Source organism: Streptomyces sp. NPDC050806, from assembly GCF_055586425.1.
Genome location: NZ_JBVJIF010000013.1, coordinates 121,033 through 135,298, shown reverse-complemented (window position 1 = coordinate 135,298; position 14,266 = coordinate 121,033). Strand labels below are relative to the sequence as shown.

13 protein-coding genes are annotated in these 14,266 nt (G+C 73.4%); 8 read left to right on the top strand and 5 right to left on the bottom strand.

From position 1 onward, the window contains the following. The first annotated feature begins 124 nt into the window (after window positions 1-124). From ACZ6WH_RS35130 to ACZ6WH_RS35110, 5 genes are all read left to right on the top strand, one after another. Window positions 125-1,471: an ABC transporter substrate-binding protein gene (locus tag ACZ6WH_RS35130; protein WP_469733708.1), complete on the top strand. Its 1,347-nt coding sequence runs from the start codon at window positions 125-127 to the stop codon at window positions 1,469-1,471. After that, complete coding sequence (locus tag ACZ6WH_RS35125) at window positions 1,468-2,274, top strand: rhamnogalacturonan acetylesterase (RefSeq protein WP_469733706.1); 807 nt, start codon at window positions 1,468-1,470, stop codon at window positions 2,272-2,274. The genes ACZ6WH_RS35130 and ACZ6WH_RS35125 overlap by 4 nt, the downstream gene beginning before the upstream one ends. Next, a complete protein-coding gene (locus ACZ6WH_RS35120; protein ID WP_469733704.1) occupies window positions 2,271-3,581 on the top strand; it encodes a pectate lyase family protein in 1,311 nt (436 codons plus the stop codon). The genes ACZ6WH_RS35125 and ACZ6WH_RS35120 overlap by 4 nt, the downstream gene beginning before the upstream one ends. A gap of 113 nt (window positions 3,582-3,694) precedes the next feature. Further along, window positions 3,695-4,627: a bis(hydroxyethyl) terephthalate hydrolase gene (bdeA, locus tag ACZ6WH_RS35115; RefSeq protein ID WP_469733702.1), complete on the top strand. Its 933-nt coding sequence runs from the start codon at window positions 3,695-3,697 to the stop codon at window positions 4,625-4,627. 77 nt (window positions 4,628-4,704) lie between these two features. Then, window positions 4,705-7,557 carry a LuxR C-terminal-related transcriptional regulator gene (locus tag ACZ6WH_RS35110; protein ID WP_469733701.1) on the top strand — a complete coding sequence of 951 codons (2,853 nt, stop codon included), beginning with the start codon at window positions 4,705-4,707 and terminating at the stop codon, window positions 7,555-7,557. Window positions 7,558-7,602: 45 nt separating this feature from the next. On the opposite strand, the gene ACZ6WH_RS35105 is transcribed toward ACZ6WH_RS35110, so the two are convergent. Further along, window positions 7,603-8,661 carry an aldo/keto reductase gene (locus ACZ6WH_RS35105; protein WP_469733699.1) on the bottom strand — a complete coding sequence of 353 codons (1,059 nt, stop codon included), beginning with the start codon at window positions 8,659-8,661 and terminating at the stop codon, window positions 7,603-7,605. A 111-nt stretch (window positions 8,662-8,772) separates the two neighbouring features. On the opposite strand from ACZ6WH_RS35105, the gene ACZ6WH_RS35100 reads away from it, so the two are divergent. Continuing rightward, window positions 8,773-9,420, top strand: coding sequence for a TetR/AcrR family transcriptional regulator (locus ACZ6WH_RS35100; protein ID WP_469733697.1), 648 nt, complete (start codon window positions 8,773-8,775; stop codon window positions 9,418-9,420). A gap of 56 nt (window positions 9,421-9,476) precedes the next feature. Here ACZ6WH_RS35100 and ACZ6WH_RS35095 read toward each other — a convergent pair whose 3' ends face one another. Next, complete coding sequence (locus ACZ6WH_RS35095) at window positions 9,477-10,133, bottom strand: DedA family protein (protein WP_469733695.1); 657 nt, start codon at window positions 10,131-10,133, stop codon at window positions 9,477-9,479. Window positions 10,134-10,266: 133 nt separating this feature from the next. On the opposite strand from ACZ6WH_RS35095, the gene ACZ6WH_RS35090 reads away from it, so the two are divergent. Beyond that, window positions 10,267-11,391 (top strand): sensor histidine kinase, encoded by a 1,125-nt coding sequence (locus ACZ6WH_RS35090; RefSeq protein ID WP_469733693.1) that lies wholly within the window; start codon window positions 10,267-10,269, stop codon window positions 11,389-11,391. After that, complete coding sequence (locus tag ACZ6WH_RS35085; protein ID WP_469733691.1) at window positions 11,391-12,041, top strand: response regulator; 651 nt, start codon at window positions 11,391-11,393, stop codon at window positions 12,039-12,041. Before ACZ6WH_RS35090 ends, ACZ6WH_RS35085 begins: the two co-directional genes overlap by 1 nt. 47 nt (window positions 12,042-12,088) lie before the next feature. On the opposite strand, the gene ACZ6WH_RS35080 is transcribed toward ACZ6WH_RS35085, so the two are convergent. From ACZ6WH_RS35080 to ACZ6WH_RS35070, 3 genes are all read right to left on the bottom strand, one after another. Beyond that, a complete protein-coding gene (locus ACZ6WH_RS35080) occupies window positions 12,089-12,631 on the bottom strand; it encodes a dihydrofolate reductase family protein (protein WP_469733689.1) in 543 nt (180 codons plus the stop codon). Between the two features lie 155 nt (window positions 12,632-12,786). Then, a complete protein-coding gene (locus tag ACZ6WH_RS35075) occupies window positions 12,787-13,683 on the bottom strand; it encodes an alpha/beta hydrolase fold domain-containing protein (RefSeq protein WP_469733687.1) in 897 nt (298 codons plus the stop codon). After that, window positions 13,680-14,237 carry a quercetin 2,3-dioxygenase gene (locus ACZ6WH_RS35070; RefSeq protein ID WP_469733685.1) on the bottom strand — a complete coding sequence of 186 codons (558 nt, stop codon included), beginning with the start codon at window positions 14,235-14,237 and terminating at the stop codon, window positions 13,680-13,682. The genes ACZ6WH_RS35075 and ACZ6WH_RS35070 overlap by 4 nt, the downstream gene beginning before the upstream one ends. Between the last annotated feature and the right edge of the window lie 29 nt (window positions 14,238-14,266).

Below are 14,266 nucleotides of genomic sequence, written 5' to 3'. Positions count from 1 at the left end.
CCTGTTGGGAGCCGCCGTGACGTACCTCCGTAGCAAGCGCTTACTGGCCAGAGCCCCGGCCGCCGCCACCGCACCGGCGGCGGCACCGATCCCTCCATCCGTCACGCACAGGAAAGAGCCGACCATGACCCACACCAGCCCCGGGCACTCCCGCGCGACCGCCGCGCTCGCCCTGACGGCGGTCCTCGCGCTGACCGCCACCGCCTGCGGCGACGACGGCAGCGGCGTCGCGGGCGAGTCCGGCGCGGAGGGCTCCGGAAAGGGCACGATCACGTTCTGGGACAACAACGGCGGGGTCCGCACCGATGTGTGGAAGGAGATCATCAAGGACTTCGAGCAGGCGCACCCCGACATCGAGGTCGACTACGTCGGGGTCGCCGCGACCGAGGCGCAGTCCAAGTACGACACCGCCATCCAGGGCGGCGGCCTGCCCGACGTCGGCGGCATCGGCGCGGCCATGCTCGCCGGCATCAGCGCCCAGGGCGCGCTGGAACCGCTCGACGGGCGCCTGAAGGACAGCGCGCTCGACGGCAAGCTCAACACGCGCATGGTCAAGAGCGTCCGCTCGGCAGCGGGCGGCAAGCAGCTCTACACCGTCCCCATGCACGCCACCAACGGCGTGCTCTACTACCGCACCGACCTGTTCAAGGCCGCCGGCCTGCCCGCGCCCACCACCTGGTCGGCGTTCTACGAGGCCGCCGGGAAACTCACCGACAAGGGCGCCAACAAGTTCGGCTACACCATCCGCGGCGGCGCCGGCTCCATCGCGCAGGCGCTGGACGCCATGTACGGCCAGTCCGGCATCACGAGCTTCTGGAAGGCGGACGGCCTCCACACCACCGTCAACGACCCCAAGAACGTCGCGGCGCTGGAGAAGTACGTCGCGCTCTACAAGAAGAACACCCCGGCGGCCGACATCAACAACGACTTCACCAAGATGGTCGCGCAGTGGGACAGCGGCGAGATCGGCATGCTCAACCACAACATGGGCTCCTACCAGGACCATGTGAAGGCGCTCGGCACGAAGAAGTTCCGTGGCATACCGAACCCCACGCTGGACGACGGTACGCGGGTGATGGTGTCCAACCCGGTCGACGGCCTCGGCCTCTTCAAGTCCGGCAAGAACAAGGCCGCCGCCTGGAAGTTCATCGAGTTCGCGGCCTCGCACGAGTCCAGCAGCAAGTGGAGCGAGTCGGCCGGCACCGTCCCGGCCAACCTCGAAGCCGCCGAGGACGACTGGGTGCAGAAGTCCGAGACCACCAGGCTCGGAGCCGAGGCGCTGAACAGCGACCGGACGAACATCGTCGACCTGCCGTACTACCTCCCCGACTGGAACACCATCTCCAAGGCCGACAACGAACCCGCCTTCCAGAAGGTGCTGCTCGGCAAGACCACGCCCAAGGCGTTCCTGGACGCGCTCGCCGACCAGTTCAACGTGGCCCAGGCCGAGTGGAAGCAGCAGGACAAGTGACCCTCGCCCGCCGCCGGCCGGCCGCGGCCCTCGCGGGACTCCCACTCGCGTTCGCCGCGGCCCCGGCCGCCCTCGCCACCACAGGAGGCCACCGCCGTATGCCCGCACTCCATCTCGCCGGCGATTCCACCGCCGCCCAGAAATACACCGATGCCGCGCCCGAGACCGGCTGGGGCATGGCACTGCCCTTCTTCCTGCACCGGGACGTGCCGGTCGCCAACCACGCGGTGAACGGGCGGAGTTCGAAGAGTTTCCTCGACGAGGGGCGGCTGACCGCCGTCCTCGCCGCGCTCCGCCCGGACGACCTGCTCCTCGTCCAGTTCGGCCACAACGACGAGAAGAGGGAGGACCCCGCCCGGTACACCGAGCCCTGGACGACGTACCAGGACTGCCTGCGTCAGTACCTCGACGGGGCCCGGGACCGCGGCGCACGGCCCGTGCTGCTCACCTCCGTGGAACGCCGCAGGTTCGACGCCGGGGGCAACGCCCTGCCGACCCACGGCGAGTACCCCGCGGCGATGCGGGCGCTGGCCGCCGAGGCGGGCGTGCCCCTGCTCGACATCCAGGAGCGGTCCCTCGCGCTGTGGCAGAAGCTCGGCCCCGAGGAGACCAAGGCGTACTTCAACTGGACCGCGAGCGAGCAGGACAACACCCACTTCAACCCGCCCGGGGCCATCGCCGTGGCCCGGCTGGTCGCCGCCGGGCTGGCCGAGGAGCGGCTGCTCGCGCCGCATGCGGTGCGCCGCCTCGACGGCGACGTCCCCGCGTCCTGGATCACCTGGCCGGAAGGAGAGGGAGCATGACGAGACGTACGAGACCTACCGCCGCCGCGGCCCTCGCAGCGGCGGCCTGCGCCCTGCTCGCGTTCACCGCGACCGGCCCGGCCCAGGCCGCACCGCCCGGCCCGGACGCCCTGCTCGGCCGGGACGTCCTGCCCCCGCGCGACGGCTGGGCGTCCGCCGCCGGCGGCACGACGGGCGGGGCCCGCGCCGACGCGGCGCACACCTACACCGTCACGACCTGGGACGGGCTGCGGGCGGCGCTCGCCGACGACCCCGGAGCCCCGCGCATCGTCAAGGTCGAGGGCACCCTGAACGCCACCGCCGACGGCTGTGCCTCCTTCGCGGCCGACGGCTACGACTTCGCCCGCTACCTCGCCGACTACGACCCCGCGGTCTGGGGCCGTGACCGGCCCGTCAGCGGCGCCCAGGAGGACCTGCGCGCCGCCTCGCAGCGCGGTCAAGCAGCCGCCGTCAAGGCGTACGTCCCGTCGGACACCACCCTCATCGGCGTCGGCGCGCACGCCGGGATCACCGGTGGCAGCCTGCAGATCGAGAACGCCGACAACGTCGTCCTCCGCAACCTCACCGTGGAGAGCCCGCTGGACTGCTTCCCGCAGTGGGACCCCACCGACGGCGCTACGGGCGCCTGGAACTCCGAGTACGACAGCGTGGTCGTCACCGGCTCCACCCATGCCTGGCTGGACCACAACACCTTCACCGACGGCGCCCACCCCGACAGCTCACTGCCGTCGTACTACGGCGAGGTGTACCAGCGGCACGACGGCGAACTGGACATCGTGCGGGGCGCCGACCTGGTGACCGCGTCCTGGAACGTCTTCGCCGACCACGACAAGACCCTGATGATCGGGAACAGCGACGGCGCGGGCGCCACCGACCGCGGCAAGCTGCGCGTCACCCTGCACCACAACCTCTTCCGCGACGTGACCGAGCGCGCGCCGCGCGTCCGCTTCGGCAAGGTCGACGCGTACAACAACCACTACCTGGTGGGCCCGGAATCGGCGTACGCCTACAGCCTCGGCATCGGCATCGAGTCCCGGCTCGTCGCCGAGAGGAACGCCTTCACCCTGCCGGCCGGCACCGGCGCCGGCCGCGTCCTGAAGAAGTGGAAGGAAGCTCCGGTCACCGCGGCCGGCAACCGCGTCAACGGCCGCCCGGACGATCTGATCGCCCTGCACAACGCGGAGTTCCCCGACGAGCGGCTGACGTCCGGCGCGGGCTGGACGCCCACCCTGCGGACCCGTGTCGACGACCCGCGTGCCGTCCCCGGGCTCGTCGGACACCGGGCGGGCGCGGGCCGGCTGCGCTGACGGCGGCCGGGCGCGCGGACACCGGCCAAGGCCGGTGATTCTGCCGATGTGCCGGGGGCCGCACGGCACGAGAGTGGCAGCCGTCATCGACCGCGACCGAGAGGAACTTCGCCGTGCAGCAGCACAGCAGTGTGTCCGTCAGCGCTCCGGAGCGCCGGGGGCCCGGCCGGCTCAGAACCCGCCTGACGCGGTGGGGCCTGGCCGGGCTCCTGGCCGCGGGCGGCCTGCTCACCTCCCAGGCGGTGCCCGCCGGGGCCGCGGACAACCCGTACGAGCGGGGCCCCGCGCCCACGGAGTCCAGCATCGAGGCCTCCCGCGGCTCGTACGCCGTCTCCCAGACCACCGTCTCCTCCCTGAGCGTCACGGGCTTCGGCGGCGGCACCATCTACTACCCGACCTCCACCGCCGACGGCACCTTCGGGGCCATCGCGATCTCGCCCGGCTACACCGCCTACCAGTCGTCCATCGCCTGGCTCGGCCCGCGACTGGCCTCCCAGGGCTTCGTGGTGTTCACCATCGACACCAACACCACGCTCGACCAGCCCGACAGCAGGGGAAGGCAACTGCTCGCCGCACTGGACTACTTGACCGAGAAGAGCTCGGTGCGCACCCGGATCGACAGCAGCCGGCTCGGCGTCATGGGCCACTCCATGGGCGGCGGCGGCACGCTGGAGGCAGCCAAGAGCCGGCCGTCCCTCCAGGCGGCGATCCCGCTGACCGGCTGGAACCTCGACAAGTCCTGGCCGGAGATCACCACTCCGACCCTGGTCGTCGGCGCGGACGGCGACACGATCGCCCCGGTCGCTTCCCACTCCGAGCCGTTCTACGAGAGCCTGCCCGGCGCGCTCGACAAGGCGTACCTGGAGCTGAACGGTGCCACGCACTTCACGCCGAACACCTCCAACACCACGATCGCCAAGTACAGCATCTCGTGGCTGAAGCGGTTCATCGACAACGACACCCGCTACGAGCAGTTCCTCTGCCCGCTGCCCAAGCCGAGCCTGACGATCGAGGAGTACCGGGGCAACTGCCCGCACACCTCGTGACCCGAGGCGGACGGGGCCGGTGAGCCGCCCGGACGGAGGGGTTCCGTGACCGGTTACACGCCAGTAACGTGACGGACGTGACCGGAACGCAGACCGCGCGCAGTCCTCTCCGGATCCACGGCAGGGACACCGAACTGTCCACCGCGCACACCTTCATGAGCGGCCTGGAGCACCACCGTACGGGAGGCGCTCTGGTGTGCGCGGCCGGCCCCGGCCTCGGCCGTACCGCCTTCCTCGAACGCGCCGTCCAGGACTTCCGGCCGGGCCGCGCCCTGCTGGTGCGGGCCGCCGCCGCGGACGGTGCGCGACCGCACGGCGGAGTTCGCACCCTCCTCCGTGCGGTCACCGGCAGGTGGCCGCACGCCCGCCCGGCCGCCGGCACCGGGCAGGGAAGCGAACGAAGCGCTCTGCTGCGGCTGTTACGCATCGCTGCCGCCGGTTGCCCCCTCCTGCTGTGCGTCGACGACGTCCACCTGTGGGACCCGCCGTCCCGTACGGAACTGGGCCGTTGCGCCGCTCTCCTCCGTACCTCGCAGGACCCCGTCGGCCTGCTGCTGTCGGTCGCGGACCACCGCGCCCACGACCCTGCCCTCGCCGGGCTGCCCCGGCTCCGGCTCAGCCCCCTCGACGGCCCCGCGGCGGCCGCGCTCCTCGGCGACCTCACCGACGGCCGTGCCGCCCCGGCCGTCCGGGAGGAACTGGCCCGCGCGGCCGACGGCAGCCCCCGGCTGCTCGGCGAACTCGCCGCCGGCCTCACCCCGCCCCAGCTCGCCGGCCTCGCCCCGCTGCCCCGGCCGCTCGCCGACCCCGCCACGCTCCTCCGCGCCTGCGGAGCACGCCCCGCCGAGCTGCCTCCCGCCACCCGCCGGCTCCTGCTGCTGGCCGCCGCCGCGCAGGAAACGCACCCCGAGGGCCCGGGTGCCGACGCGGCACTCGTCCTGCGGGCCGCGGCGGCCGCCGGGCTCGGCGCGCCGGCCCTGGAACCGGCGGAGGCCGCGGGGCTGGTGCGTACGGAGGGGGAGCGCCTCCACTTCGGCAGCGCGCCGCTGCGCCGCGCCCTGTACGAGTCCGTGCCGCTCGCCGAGCGCCGCGCCGCCCACGCGCTCCTGGCCTCGGCGAGCGCGGACGCCGCAGCGCTCCGGCTGCCGCACCTGGTCCACCGCGCCCTGGCGGGGGACGGACCCGACGCCGGACTCGCCGGCCGGCTGGCCGCCGCCGCGCGGGCCGACGGGCCGTATCTCTCGCACGAGGAACGCTCGGTGGTGCTCGCCGTCGCGGCGGGCCGGACCGAGGACGGCACCGACCGCGCCACCCGGCTGACCGAGGCGGCCGACCACGCGCGTCTCGCGGGCCGGCCCGCCCGCGCCCGTGAGCTGCTGGTGCCGGTGCGCGCGCTGCCCGCCGCCCTGCCGGTACGCGGCCGGGCCGAACTCGTCCACGGCCTGCTGTCCCTGCGGGACGGCCCGGTCGCCGACGCCAGGGAGGAACTCCTGCTCGCTGCCGCCCTCCTCGGTCCCCACGACGCGGCAGCCGCCCTGACCGCACGTCTCGCCGCCACGGAGGCCGCCTGGGCCATGGGTGACGCGGCGGCGTACGTGGAGGCGCTGGGCGGCGGGCGGAGCGGGGCGGATGCCCCGGCGGACGCACCCGGCGCGAGGCCCGTGAACGCCGCCCCGGGAGTTCGCGGGCGGCTCCCCGACGACTACCGCACCGGTATGGCCGCCGTGCTGAGCGGGCGGCTCGATGCGGGCGTCGGGCCGCTCCGCCGGCTGCTCGCACGGACCGAACAGGCCGAGGACCCCGAGGTGCTGCTGCGGGCCGGGGTCGCCGCGCTGGTCGTCGGCGACCTCGCGGCGGCCTGCCGGGTCAACGCCCGCGCCCTCGCGGCCGCCCGCGCGCTGGGCCGCACCACGCTCGTACCGCAGGCCCTGGAGCACCTTGCCTACGGCGAACTCCGGGCCGGCCGGCACCCACGGGCCCGCGTCCACGCCGAGGAGGGGCTGCGGACCGCGCACCGCACCGGACAGCGCAACATCGCCGCCCACCAGCACGCGATCCTGGCCCTCGTCGCCTCCGTCGAGGGCGACACCGACGCGCTCACCACCCATGCGACGGCGGCCACCGCCGTCGCTGCGCCGCACGGCCTGGTCCAGGTCGCCACCCTCACCGGCTGGGCGCTCGCCCGCGCCGACCTGGGCGCCGGCCGTGTCGACGAGGCCGCGGCCCGGCTCGGCCCGCTGGTGCGCCCGGGCCCGCGGCAGGGCCACTTCGCCGTCCGCATGCTGGCCGTGCCCTGTTACGCGGAGGCGGCGGTGCAGGCGGGCGCGCCCGACGCGGCGCGTGCGGCCGTCGCGGAGTTCGCCGTCTGGGCCGACCTCGGCGCCGACCCCGCGGCCCCCGCCCAACTGGCCCGCTGCCGTGCGCTGCTGGCGGGGGCCGGTGGCGGGCGGCCGGCGGCGGCCGACGCGTACTACGAGGAGGCCCGCGCCCGTCACGAGGACACCGTCAATGACTTCGAGCGCGCACGTACCCTGTTGCTGCACGGCAAGTGGCTCCGGCGGCGCCGCCGTCCCGGCCCCGCCCGGGGGCTGCTGCGGGATGCGCTCGTCGCCTTCGAGGGGTGCGGCGCCCGCGCCTGGACCGAGCAGACCCGCGCCGAACTGCGTGCCACCGGGGACGCGCCGGCCGGCGCGGAACCGCCGGCCGCCGGGCGGGCGGGGCCGCTCGCGGAACTCACCCCGCAGCAGCTGCGGATCGCCCGCTGCGTGGCGGAGGGCGCCACCAACCGGGAGGTCGCCCTCCGGCTCTCGGTGAGCCCCCGGACCGTCGACCACCACCTGCGGAACGTCTTCGCGGTGCTGGGCGTGCGCTCGCGGCTGGAGCTGGCCCGCCTGGTGGACCGCGCGGGGGACTCCACCGCGGCCCTGTGACCGCCCCGTCAGGTCGCCGGCCGCATCCGTTCCACCGCCCCCGGCTCAGGCCGCGACCGGCGGGGTGAGGCCGGCCGGCGGCGGGTTGAGCCGGGCGAAGCCCTCCTGGCGCTGATACGGAAAGTGGGGGTACGGCGCGGTCCGCGCGCTCGCCGCGTCCAACCGGGCCACCTGCTCCGGCGTCAGTTCCCAGCCGACGGCGCCGATGTTCTGACGGAGCTGCTCCTCGTTCCGCGCACCGATGATCACGGAGGAGACGGTCGGCCGCCGCAGCAGCCAGTTCAGGGCGATCTGCGGGACGCTCCGGCCCGTCTCCCGCGCCACCTCGTCGAGCGCGTCGACCACCCGGTACAGCCGCTCCTCCTCGACCGGAGGGCCGTAGTCGGCGGTCGTGTGCAGCCGGCTCCCGGCCGGCAGCGGCTGCCCGCGGCGTACCTTGCCGGTGAGCCGGCCCCAGCCGAGCGGGCTCCAGACCACCGCGCCGACGCCCTGGTCGATGCCGAGCGGCAGCAGGTCCCACTCGTAGTCGCGGCCGACGAGCGAGTAGTGGACCTGGTGCGCCACGTACCGCGGGAAGCCGTACTTCTCGGCCGCCGAGAGGGACTTCATCAGCTGCCAGCCGGCGAAGTTGGAGACGCCGACGTAGCGGATCTTCCCGGACCGTACGAGCTGGTCGAGGGTGCCGAGGACCTCCTCGACCGGCGTGCTCGCGTCGAACGCGTGCAGCTGGAAGAGGTCGAGGTGGTCGGTGCCGAGGCGGCGCAGCGCGTCCTCGGCCGCCCGGATCAGCCGCGGCCGGGACGTGCCGGCGTCGTTCGGCCCGTCGCCCATGGGCAGCCCGGCCTTGGTCGACAGGATGACCTGGTCCCGGCGGCCCTTGACCGCCTGTCCCAGCACCTCTTCCGAAGCGCCGCCGGAGTACACGTCGGCGGTGTCGAACATGGTGATCCCGGCGTCCAGGGCGATGTCCACCAGCCGGCGCGCGGCCGCGGCGTCGGTGTTCCCCCACGCCCCGAAGAGCGGCCCGCGACCGCCGAAGGTGCCCGTGCCGAAGCTCAGCGCCGGGACCTTGAGGCCGGAGGTGCCCAACTGCCTGTATTCCATGGTGAGTCCCTCCCCGTAGGCGACCCCGCACGTTCCTAATGGGTCAGCCGTGCCGTTAAAGTGAGCGTTACCGTAGCAGGGATCGGAAGTTAATGGAACAGGAGTCCCGATATGGCGAGTGCGGGTACGGAACGGCCGGGTACCGAACAGCCGGGCACCGTCCGTCCGGGCGGGCGGACGGCCCGGGTACGGGCGGCCGTACTCGAAGCGGCCGGTGACCTGCTGGCCGAGGGCGGCCTCGCCGCGCTGGACCTCGCCGAGGTCGCCCGCCGCGCCGACGTGGGCCGGACCACCGTGTACCGGCGGTGGGGGAGCGCGGTCGGCCTGGTGACCGACCTGCTGGCGGACATGGCCGAACAGTCCCTGCCGCGCACGGAGACCGGCTCACTGCTCGGCGACCTGACGGCCAACGCGGAACTGGTCCGGCGCACCCTCACCGACCCGCGCCAGGGCCCGCTGTTCAAGGCGGTGATCGCCGCGGCCACCAGCGAGGCGGAGGCGGCCGAGGCGCTGCACCGCTTCTATGCGACCCGTGTCGAGGAGTGGGCGCCCTGCGTGCGCCAGGCCGCCGAACGCGGCGAGGTACCGGCCGGCACCGACCCTCACGAGGTGATCCGCGCGGTCTCGGCGCCCCTCTACTACCGCGCACTGGCCAGCGGCGACCCGCTGGACGAAGCGGCGGCCGGCCGAGCGGCCGCAGCCGCGACGGCCGCGGCCCGGGCCGGCGTGTACGTACGTGGCGGGCGGTCGGGGGTCTGAGAAGCCGCTTCTGGAGGGGACACGGGGACCGGAAGCGGTTGCGGGTCGCCTCGGGGTCACCACGTTCGGCGGCGCTGTCCGTGTCCGCGTCGCAGCAGCCGTAGGGCCAGCAGCGCCAGGAACGTGACCACTACGCTGATCAAGACGGTCTTGGAGTAGAGCCCCACCAGGTCGGTGACCTGCTGCCAGCGGGAGCCGAGGGCGTATCCGGCCGTGATGAAAGCCGTGTTCCAGGCGAGGCTGCCTGCTGCAGTGAGAGCGAGGAACATCGGCAGCCGCATGCGCTCCACTCCGGCGGGGACGGAGATCAGGCTGCGGAAGATGGGAACGAAGCGACCGAAGAACACGGCCTTGGTGCCGTGCCGGGCGAACCACGCCTCGGTCCGCTCCACGTCCGAGACCTTCACCAGGGGCAGCCGCCCCGCCAGGTTGAGCATTCGGTCGCGACCGAAAAGCGCACCGAGCAGATACAGCGCCAGCGCACCGGCCAGGGACCCGGCCGTTGTCCATGCCACGGCCGCGATGACGTTGATGCGGCCCTGGCCGGCAGTGAAGCCGGCCAGTGGCAGGATCACCTCACTCGGGAGCGGCGGGAACAGATTCTCCAGGGCGATGGCCAGGCCCGCGCCCGGCTCGCCCAGCTTCTCCATCAAGTCGGCGGCCCAGCCGGCGACTCCGCCGAGGGGGGCCTCGGACACAGCAGTGATCGTCATGGCTTCACGCTAGGAAGCCGGGGGCCGCAGCGGGATGAGGGCTGCCACCGAGCCTCACTGAGTGGTGCAGCACCGTAAAAGTGTGGTTTTCCGCAGGGTGTCGCACGGCCGCCCTTCGCTACCCTGACCGATCATGCTCACCTTCACCGGGCGCTGGATGCGCCTCGCCATCGGCGTGCTGTTGGGCGGGGTGACCGCGCTGGCCGAGCTCATGGTGGTGGCGGCCAACGGGCTGCGCGGGCCGACGGCTTGCCGGCCGCGGTCGGCCCCCGCGGGCGCGCTGCCCATGGCCGAACTGGAGCGGCGCCGACTGGCGGTGTTCCAGGGAGCCGAGCTGGACCCGCCACGTAGTGGGCAGCTCGCTTTTGGTTATCTGGCGGCGCGCTGGCCCTTGGGCCTCTTCGGCCTTCTCGTGCTGCTGACCGCGCTCATCGCTTCCGCGTACGCCTCGCTGCTGGTGTGGGCGTGGTTCGTACTAGAGGTGAACGATCCCGGCAGTATTGTGCTGTCCGGACTGGGCGGGCTCTTCCTGTTGTTCCTGTGCGCGCAAGGGGCGAGCGGGCTGGCCCAGCTGGACGAGCAGGTCGCACGCCGTTTCCTGGGTCCAAGTGAGACGGAGTTGCTGAGGCGCCGGGTGAGCGAGCTGGCCGAGACCCGGGCCGGGGTGGTGCAGGCCGTGCACGAGGAACGGCGGCGCATCGAGCGCGACCTCCACGACGGAGTGCAGCAGCACCTCGTCGCCCTGGGGCTGCTGCTGGGGCGTGCCCGCCGGAACAGCGATACCGCCAAGAAGGACCTGCTGCTGCGTCAGGCGCACGAGGCGTCAGGGCGGGCGGTGACGGAGCTGCGCGAGACGGCCTGGCGTATCTATCCGGCGGCTTTGGACGAGGGCGGACTGATGGCTGCCCTGGAGGGCCTGGCCGAGCAGACGACCCTGCCCCTTGAGGTGAGCCACGAACTCGGCGACGCGCCGCCGCCCGCCCCCGTGCAGACGGTCGCGTACTTCGTCGCCGCCGAGGCGGTGACCAACGCCATGAAGCACGCCGAGGCCACCAGGGCATCGATCCGGGTGACTCGGCAAGGCGGCGTGATCGTGGTGTGCATCGAGGACAACGGCACCGGCGGCGCCCCCACGACACCCACCGGCGGCGGGCTGCTGGGTCTGTCCCGGCGTGTCGCGGCACTCGACGGCCGGCTGAGGGTGCACAGCCCGCCCGGCGGCCCGACCGTGATCACCGCGGAGTTGCCGTGCGAGTGATGATCGCCGAGGACTCGGCACTGCTGCGCGAGGGACTGCTCCGGCTGCTGGCCGATGAGGGGTACGTGGTGACGGCCGCGGTGGCGGACGCGGAGGCGCTGCTGGCGGCAGTGGCCGCAGACCCGCCGCAGGTGGTCGTGGTGGATGTACGCATGCCACCGACCCACACCGATGAGGGACTGCGCGCGGCCCTGGAGATACGCCGCCGCTGGCCGAACACCGCCGTCCTGGTGCTTTCCCAGTACGTCGAGGGCCGCTACGCCACCGAGTTGCTCAGCGGCAGCAGCCAGGGGGTGGGCTACCTGCTGAAGGACCGCGTCATGCAGGTGGAGGAGTTCTTGGGCGCTCTGGAGCGAGTGGGCGGGGGCGGTACTGTCTTCGACTCGGAAGTCGTGCGCCGCTTGCTCGCCCGTAGTGCCCACACCGACCCGCTGCAGCGTCTCACGTCCCGGGAGCGGGACGTTCTGGATCTGATGGCCCAGGGCTACACCAATGCCGCCATCGCGGAGCAGTTGTATGTTTCGCGGAGCGCGGTGGAAAAACACATCAACGCGATCTTCGACAAGCTCGGCCTCACCGGAAACGCCGGCTACAGCCGTCGAGTCCTTGCCGTACTTCGTCACCTCGGTGCTGCGCTCCCCGGCACCTGAGACCACAGCTGAATGTACTGACCGAGGCCGCCGCCGGGCCGGGTCGGTCACCGTACGACGCGGAGCCAGAGGTTGGTCGACATCGGCCTTTCGGACACCTCCAGGCGTTCCAGCCGGACGTCGGCACCGCCCGGCTGCGCGAAGAACCGCACCCCGTCGCCGAGCAGGACGGGGTGCACGAACACCAGGATCTCGTCGAGCGCCCCCGCGGCCAGGCACTGCCGGGCGAGGTCGGCGCCGAGTACGCTGACGTACTTCTCGCCCGCCGCCTCCTTGGCCGCGGCGATGCCGCTGGGAAGGTCGCCGACGAAGGTCACGTCCGGTACCGCCTCGCGCGGCGGGTGGTGAGTGACGACGAACTGCGGCCCCTCCCAGCCCCCGCCGAACGCCTGACCCTCCGCTTCGGTGCCCTTGTGCGGATCGTCGCCGCGGAAGGTGCGGTTGCCGATGAGCAGCGCGCCGACCTGCGGGATCAGCCGTTCCACGTCCGGATCCGGGCCGAAGAACGGGACCAGCCAGGACATGTCCCCGCCGGGCCCGGCGATGAAGCCGTCCAGCGACATGCTCGCGGAGTACAGCAACGTGGCCATGTCCCCACGCTAGCCGTCGGCACCCGCCGGCACACGTCGGCGCCTCCGCGAAGGCGCCCGTGTCCTGCGCGACCGCGGTGTGCGTCCGCCGCCCGGCGACGGCGGACGCCGGCCCGGCCGGGCAACCGTATGGCCGCCTCGCCCGCGTACCCCGCTCAGTCCTCGCGCATGACGAGCCGTCGGGTGAAGTGCAGCGAGTGCGTGAAGAGGTCCGCGACCCGGTCGTCGGTGAGTCCGTGCCAGCCGTGGTCGGCGCCCGGTTCCCGCCGGAGTTCGGCCGGTGCGCCGGCGGCCCGCAGCGCGGCGGCGAGGGCTTCGCTGTGGGTGCACGACACCATGGTGTCCGCCTCGCCGTGCACGAAAAGGAAGGGCGGGGCACCGGCGTGCACATGGGCGAGCGGGCTGGCGTTCCGGGCCCGTTCCGGGCAGTCGGCCGGGGCCGCGCCGAGCAGCAGCGCCTCGGGCGTACCGGCGTCGTGCGGGTCGAAGGGCCCGCGGGGCGTGGTCAGGTCGCTGGGGCCGTACCAGACGACGGCGCCGCGGGGGGCCGGCGCTGCGGGGCCCGGGGCGAGGGCGAGGAGAGAGGCCAGATGGCCGCCGGCGGACTCGCCCCACACCACCGTCCGGCCGGTGTCGATGCCCAGCTCGGCCGAGCGGAGCGCGAGCCAGCGCAGCGCGGCGCGCAGATCGTCGAGCGGGGCCGGGAAGGCGGCCTCACCGCTGAGCCGGTAGTCGGCGCAGGCGACGGCGAGGCCCGCCGCCGCGAGGCGCGCGAACGGTCCCGGCTCCCAGTCCCGCGTCCGCATGCCCATGTCGTCGCGCCGGCCGCGCAGCCAGGCGCCACCATGCACGAACAGCACGAGCGGGACGGGCCCGTCGGCCGCCGGCAGCCACAGGTCGAGTTCGAGCGGACGGCTGCCCGCGAGCTCGCCGTAGGGCACGCCGCGCAGGACGCGTACGCCGGGCTCGCACGGGGCGGCCGGCGGCAGCGGGGCGACGTCCGGGTGTGGCGCGGGGATCAGCTCCCGGACCGTCGGAGCGGCGCCCGTCACCGGGCCCGCCACTGGTGGTCGGGGAGGAACCGTACGTCGTACTCCTGCGGGACGGTGCCGAACTTCTGCGGCGCGGGGACGACCGGCTCCCGCGGCAGTCCCGGCTGCTCGGTGGGCGCGCCGAGGGTCTCGAAGAACCGCTCGAAGGTGCCGCCGGGGCCCGCCGCGACGCCGACGACCTGACTGTGGTGGCGTTCCATGCGGTAGGCGTGCGTGCAGTTCTTCGGCACGAAGCCGAAGTCGCCGGGGGTGAGCAGCTTCTCCTGTTCCTCGCCCGCGGTGTCCACGACGAAGAGCCGGACCGCGCCGGCGGTGACGTAGAACACCTCGTAGGTGTCGGCGTGCACGTGGGCCGGGATGATGTCGCCCTTCGGGCCCTCGACGGTGAAGAAGTTGAAGGTGTTCTCGGTCTGCTCGCCGCCCGCGTAGACGGTGATCAGGTCGCCGAAGAGGTGGGCCCGGTCGCCCTCGCCCTTCTCGATGAAGTACGGCTTGCCGGGCTCGGGCGGTATGCGGGAGGCGCTCCGGTAGCGGGTGGCGTATTCGATGGTCATCGTCTCTCCTTGGACGCGGCAGACGAGTG

What these genes read in the sequence shown, in the direction of transcription:
- ACZ6WH_RS35085 (WP_469733691.1), top strand. Translation starts at nt 11,391, where the DNA reads ATGATCGCCGAGGACTCGGCACTGCTGCGCGAGGGACTGCTCCGGCTG.
- ACZ6WH_RS35070 (WP_469733685.1), bottom strand. Translation starts at nt 14,237, where the DNA reads ATGACCATCGAATACGCCACCCGCTACCGGAGCGCCTCCCGCATACCG.
- ACZ6WH_RS35130 (WP_469733708.1), top strand. Translation starts at nt 125, where the DNA reads ATGACCCACACCAGCCCCGGGCACTCCCGCGCGACCGCCGCGCTCGCC.
- ACZ6WH_RS35105 (WP_469733699.1), bottom strand. Translation starts at nt 8,661, where the DNA reads ATGGAATACAGGCAGTTGGGCACCTCCGGCCTCAAGGTCCCGGCGCTG.
- ACZ6WH_RS35095 (WP_469733695.1), bottom strand. Translation starts at nt 10,133, where the DNA reads ATGACGATCACTGCTGTGTCCGAGGCCCCCCTCGGCGGAGTCGCCGGC.
- ACZ6WH_RS35080 (WP_469733689.1), bottom strand. Translation starts at nt 12,631, where the DNA reads ATGGCCACGTTGCTGTACTCCGCGAGCATGTCGCTGGACGGCTTCATC.
- ACZ6WH_RS35120 (WP_469733704.1), top strand. Translation starts at nt 2,271, where the DNA reads ATGACGAGACGTACGAGACCTACCGCCGCCGCGGCCCTCGCAGCGGCG.
- ACZ6WH_RS35090 (WP_469733693.1), top strand. Translation starts at nt 10,267, where the DNA reads ATGCTCACCTTCACCGGGCGCTGGATGCGCCTCGCCATCGGCGTGCTG.
- ACZ6WH_RS35100 (WP_469733697.1), top strand. Translation starts at nt 8,773, where the DNA reads ATGGCGAGTGCGGGTACGGAACGGCCGGGTACCGAACAGCCGGGCACC.